This is a genomic window from Streptomyces niveiscabiei, assembly GCF_001419795.1.
Taxonomy (GTDB): Bacteria; Actinomycetota; Actinomycetes; order Streptomycetales; family Streptomycetaceae; genus Streptomyces; species Streptomyces niveiscabiei.
This window is the reverse complement of record NZ_LIRL01000993.1, coordinates 1-5,407: the sequence shown is the minus strand read 5'-3', so window position 1 is coordinate 5,407 and position 5,407 is coordinate 1. Positions and strand designations below refer to the sequence as shown.

5 protein-coding genes are annotated in these 5,407 nt (G+C 70.6%); 4 read left to right on the top strand and 1 reads right to left on the bottom strand.

Annotated elements, in window-relative coordinates; genetic code table 11:
• Positions 1 to 25 precede the first annotated feature (25 nt).
• Positions 26 to 175 carry an adenosylcobinamide-GDP ribazoletransferase gene (locus AOK24_RS46870; RefSeq protein ID WP_276206884.1) on the top strand — a complete coding sequence of 50 codons (150 nt, stop codon included), beginning with the start codon at positions 26 to 28 and terminating at the stop codon, positions 173 to 175.
• A 4-nt stretch (positions 176 to 179) separates the two neighbouring features.
• Here the strand turns inward: AOK24_RS46870 and AOK24_RS38565 are convergent, their stop codons facing one another.
• On the bottom strand, positions 180 to 992 hold the full coding sequence (locus AOK24_RS38565; RefSeq protein ID WP_055724593.1) for an endo alpha-1,4 polygalactosaminidase: 813 nt from the start codon (positions 990 to 992) through the stop codon (positions 180 to 182).
• Positions 993 to 1,274: 282 nt separating this feature from the next.
• Here AOK24_RS38565 and AOK24_RS38560 point away from each other — a divergent pair, with 282 nt between their 5' ends.
• From AOK24_RS38560 to AOK24_RS38550, 3 genes are all read left to right on the top strand, one after another.
• Positions 1,275 to 2,792, top strand: a complete 1,518-nt coding sequence (locus AOK24_RS38560) for a leucyl aminopeptidase (protein ID WP_055724592.1) — start codon at positions 1,275 to 1,277, stop codon at positions 2,790 to 2,792.
• A 597-nt stretch (positions 2,793 to 3,389) separates the two neighbouring features.
• Positions 3,390 to 4,778 (top strand): dihydrolipoyl dehydrogenase, encoded by a 1,389-nt coding sequence (gene lpdA / locus AOK24_RS38555; protein ID WP_055724591.1) that lies wholly within the window; start codon positions 3,390 to 3,392, stop codon positions 4,776 to 4,778.
• A 60-nt stretch (positions 4,779 to 4,838) separates the two neighbouring features.
• Positions 4,839 to 5,407: biotin/lipoyl-containing protein (locus AOK24_RS38550; RefSeq protein WP_338060974.1), on the top strand; the 569-nt coding region annotated here is incomplete at its 3' end.

The following is a 5,407-nucleotide window of genomic DNA, read 5'->3' as shown; positions in this document are numbered from 1 at the left end:
GTGGTGGGTCGGGGCGGTCGGAGCGGTGCCGGCGGTCGTGTTGGCGGTCTGCTCGGCGGAGTTGCTGCTGCGGCGGTGCGTGAAGCGGTTCGGCGGGGTGACCGGGGATGTGTTCGGGGGGATTGCGGAGGTGGCGGGGACGGCGAGCCTGGTGCTGCTCACCCTGGGCGGTTGAGTCCTCAGCACGCTTTCCGCCACGCCCCCAGTTCGTACCTCTTCTCCAGTGAGCTCAGTCTCAACTCCCTCGACTTCTCGCAGAACTTGCTCGTCGGCAGCTCGTACTCGACGTGGAACACCGCTTTACCCGCGTCTATGAAGGGGGTCAGGGTGTCGCATTCGTCGTACTGGGCGCACTGTTCGTTGACCGCGAAGTCGAAGTCGTCGAGCAGGGAGGGGATCTGGTCCATGTCGTTCTTCAGGCCCACCGACATGCCCCGGTCGTGGGACAGCCGGGCGATGAGGCGGTTGTAGCGGAGTTGGTCGTCGGGCTTCAGGGGGAAGCCGGTGTCGTTGCGGTAGCCGTCCATGTTGTCCGGCTCCACCGCGTCGAAGCCCTTCTCCTTGCACATGTCGAGGCGCTTGGCCATCAGGGGTTCGAGGGTGTCCAACTGGCGGATGTCCAGCCAGCGTTCGCCTTCCCAGCCGTTGCCCTTGCCGATGACGGACTTGGGGAAGTTCGCGGCGTCGGGGCGCCAGTCCTCGTACGCGCCGGTGGAGAGGTAGCAGATGACCTTGCGGTTCTTCGCGTGGAGCGCGGCGACGGTCGCCTTGGACTGGTCGAAGCCGTCGATGTCGTAGACGGGGACGTCGACGGACGTGTCGAGCTTGCCGTTCAGCTGCCACTGCCAGGCGACACCGGGCCGGGGCTGCCAACGGCCGCTCTGCGCCGGGGGAGTTGACGGCGGGGCGGGGTCGCCCTCGGCGGGACCTGACGTACTCGTGCAGCCGATGAGGAGCAGAAGCGGGAGGGTGACCAGGGTGGCGCGTCTCAAGGGACCGGCTCCAGACGGTGCGGCGACGTTCTCCGAGGATGATCCCCCGGAGCGCATCCATGGCCACGACTTCACCGAGAGGTGAACACGCGCGGGCGTGAGCGGACGCACACACCCGCGTAGGCTCATGGCGGGATCTGTCGCATCGGTTCGCCGCGCCGGTGGGAGGGACCCCGGCACGGCCGTGCGCGTCCGGTCGACCTAAGGTCGTCCGCCGGGCCCGGTCGACCCACACCGTTCGGCCACAGCACTCTCATATTCGGAAGCGGAGAAATCACCACCGTGACTGCTCTCACTCTCAGCACCGCCGCGGCGCCCGGCCTGCGGGCCGACGCGATCGTGATCGGTGTCGCCAAGGGCGCGAAGGGCCCGGTCGTCGCGCCGGGCTCGGAAGCCGTGGACAAGTCCTACGACGGCAAGCTCGCCGCCGTCCTGGAGACCCTCGGCGCGTCCGGCGCCGAGGGGGAGATCACGAAGCTGCCCGCGCCGGCCGGCTTCAAGGCACCGCTGATCGTCGCGGTGGGTCTCGGCGCGGAGCCCGCGAAGGACGCGGGGTACGAGGCGGAGGCGCTGCGGCGGGCCGCCGGGTCCGCGGCGCGCGCGCTGGCCGGGACCAAGAAGGCCGCGTTCGCGCTGCCGCTGGGCGATGCCGGGGAGGTCGGGGCGGTCGCCGAGGGCGTGCTGCTCGGGGCGTACTCCTTCGACACGTACAAGGAGAGCGCCAAGGGGAAGGGCGGCAAGGCGCCGCTCGCGGAGGCCGCGCTGCTGGGGGGCAAGCCCCGGGACGCCGTGCAGAAGGCGGCGCTCGCGCGTGCCGTCGCCGTGTCCGAGGAGCTGAACCGGGCCCGCGATCTCATCAACATGCCGCCGAACGACCTCGACCCGGCCGCGTTCGCCGGGCTCGTCGTCGACGCGGGCAAGGCGCACGGGTTCAAGGTCGAGGTCCTCGACGAGAAGGCGCTCACGGAGGGGGGGTACGGGGGGATCCTCGGCGTCGGTCAGGGGTCCGCGTCGGGTCCTCGGCTCGTGAAGCTGTCGTACAGCCACCCGAAGGCGTCGAAGAACCTCGCGTTCGTCGGCAAGGGGATCACGTACGACTCCGGTGGTATCTCGCTGAAGCCCGCCGGGCACAACGAGACGATGAAGTGCGACATGAGCGGTGCCGCCGCCGTGTTCGCCGCGGTCGTCTCCGCCGCTCGGCTGGAGCTGGAGGTGAACGTCACCGGGTGGCTGGCGCTCGCCGAGAACATGCCGTCGGGGACGGCCGTCCGGCCCGGGGACGTGCTGCGGATGTTCAGCGGCAAGACCGTCGAGGTGCTCAACACGGACGCGGAGGGGCGGCTCGTTCTCGCGGACGCGCTGTGGGCCGCGTCGCTGGAGAAGCCGGACGCGATCGTGGACGTCGCCACGCTGACCGGCGCGATGATGCTGGCGCTGGGGAACCGGACGTTCGGGGTCATGGCCAACGACGACGCGTTCCGCTCCGCGATCCACGACGCGGCCGAGGAGGTCGGCGAGCCGGCCTGGCCTATGCCGCTCCCCTCCCACCTGCGCAAGGGCATGGACTCCCCCACCGCCGACCTCGCGAACATGGGCGAGCGCATGGGTGGCGGGCTCGTCGCCGGGCTCTTCCTCCAGGAGTTCGTCGGCGAGGGCATCACCTGGGCCCACCTCGACATCGCCGGCCCGGCCTTCAACGAGGGCGGGCCCTTCGGCTACACCCCCAAGGGGGGTACGGGGACGGCGGTCCGTACGTTGGTGAGGCTCGCGGAGCTGACCGCCTCGGGCGACCTGGGCTGACGGTTCGCCCACGGGGAGGGGCGCTTCCGTCGTAGGGCGGCTTCAGGGGCGTGGGGGTTGCTCGCGCAGTTCCCCGCGCCCCTGGAGGAGTCGGCTGGTCACCGTCGTCGGCTCCCCCGCCGCATGGGGTTGCTCGCGCCCGCGCGGCGGAGCCGCACATCGACACAGCCCCGCGCCCCTGGAGGAGTCGGCCGATCGCCATCGTCGGCTCCCCCGCCGCGTGACGGGCTGCTCGCGCCCGCGCGGCGGAGCCGCACATCGATACAGCCCCGCGCCCCTGGAGGAGTCGGCTGGTCACCGTCGTCGGCTCCCCCGCCGCATGGGGTTGCTCGCGCCCGCGCGGCGGAGCCGCATATCGACACAGCCCCGCGCCCCTGAGGGCGTAGCCCTCACCCCCCTTGAGAAGTCCCCCTACCTCGGCTCCCGTGTGGTGTCTCACACCCCAGCCCCGTGTCTCGTCCGCGTTCTACAAGTGCGAGGATGGGGTCCGGCAGGACAGGGCCCCCACCGAAGGGCCGAAGCAATGAGCGGCCGGACACCAGCCGCCTGCCGGTCAGTGACGACCGGCGTACGGCGCACATGCATGGAGGACGTGACGTGGCGAACGACGCCAGCACCGTTTTCGACCTAGTGATCCTCGGCGGTGGCAGCGGTGGTTACGCCGCGGCCCTGCGCGGGGCGCAGCTGGGTCTGGACGTCGCCCTGATCGAGAAGGACAAGGTCGGCGGCACCTGCCTGCACCGGGGCTGCATCCCCACCAAGGCCCTGCTGCACGCGGGCGAAGTCGCGGACCAGGCTCGGGAGAGCGAGCAGTTCGGTGTCAAGGCCACTTTCGAGGGCATCGACATCGCGGGCGTCCACAAGTACAAGGACGACGTGATCTCGGGCCTGTACAAGGGCCTCCAGGGTCTCGTCGCCTCCCGCAAGGTGACGTACATCGAGGGCGAGGGGCGCCTGTCCTCCCCCACCTCGGTGGATGTCAACGGCCAGCGCATCCAGGGCCGTCACGTCCTGCTGGCGACCGGCTCCGTGCCGAAGTCGCTGCCGGGCCTGGAGATCGACGGCAACCGGATCATCTCCTCGGACCACGCCCTCGTCCTGGACCGCGTCCCGCAGTCCGCGATCATCCTGGGCGGCGGCGTCATCGGCGTCGAGTTCGCCTCCGCGTGGAAGTCCTTCGGTGCGGACGTCACGATCATCGAGGGCCTGAAGCACCTCGCCCCCCTTGAGGACGAGAACTCCTCCAAGCTTCTTGAGCGCGCGTTCCGCAAGCGCGGCATCAAGTTCAACCTGGGCACGTTCTTCTCGAAGGCCGAGTACACGGCCGACGGCGTCAAGGTCACGCTGGCCGACGGCAAGGAGTTCGAGGCCGAGGTCCTGCTCGTGGCGGTCGGCCGCGGCCCGGTCTCCGCCGGTCTCGGCTACGAGGAGCAGGGCGTCGCGATGGACCGCGGCTACGTCCTGGTCGACGAGTACATGCGCACGAACGTCCCGACGATCTCCGCGGTCGGCGACCTCGTCCCCACGCTCCAGCTCGCGCACGTCGGCTTCGCCGAGGGCATCCTGGTGGCGGAGCGGCTGGCCGGCCTCAAGGCCGTGCCGATCGACTACGACGGCGTGCCCCGGGTGACGTACTGCCACCCCGAGGTCGCCTCCGTGGGCATCACCGAGGCCAAGGCCAAGGAGATCTACGGCGCGGACAAGGTCGTCGCCCTGAAGTACAGCCTCGCGGGCAACGGAAAGAGCAAGATCCTGAAGACCGCGGGCGAGATCAAGCTCGTCCAGGTCAAGGACGGCGCGGTGGTCGGCGTCCACATGGTCGGCGACCGTATGGGTGAGCAGGTCGGCGAGGCCCAGCTGATCTACAACTGGGAGGCGCTGCCCGCCGAGGTCGCGCAGCTCATCCACGCCCACCCGACGCAGAACGAGGCGCTCGGCGAGGCCCACCTCGCCCTGGCCGGCAAGCCGCTTCACGCGCACGACTGACCCTCGGTCACCGAAGCGACGACACAGACTTTCCGCAACTCGTAAGGAGCAACCGAAACCATGGCGGTTTCCGTAACCCTTCCGGCGCTCGGCGAGAGCGTCACCGAGGGCACCGTCACCCGCTGGCTCAAGGCCGAGGGTGAGCGCGTCGAGGCCGACGAGCCCTTGCTCGAGGTCTCGACCGACAAGGTCGACACCGAGATCCCCGCGCCCGCCTCCGGCATCCTCGCGTCCATCAAGGTCGCCGAGGACGAGACGGTCGAGGTCGGCGCCGAGCTGGCCATCATCGACGACGGTTCCGGCGCGCCCGCAGCGGCTCCGGCCCCGGCCGCTGTCGCTGAGCCTGCCGCTGCCCCGGCCCCTGTGGCTGAGGCGCCTGCCGCTCCGGCCCCCGTGGCCGAGGCCCCCGCCGCTCCCGCTCCGGCCGCCGGTGGCGCGTCCGGTACGGACGTCGTCCTGCCCGCGCTCGGCGAGTCCGTCACCGAGGGCACCGTCACCCGCTGGCTGAAGTCGGTCGGCGAGGAGGTCGCCGAGGACGAGCCGCTGCTGGAGGTCTCCACCGACAAGGTCGACACGGAGATCCCGGCGCCCGTCGCCGGTGTCCTGCTGGAGATCGTCGTCGGCGAGGA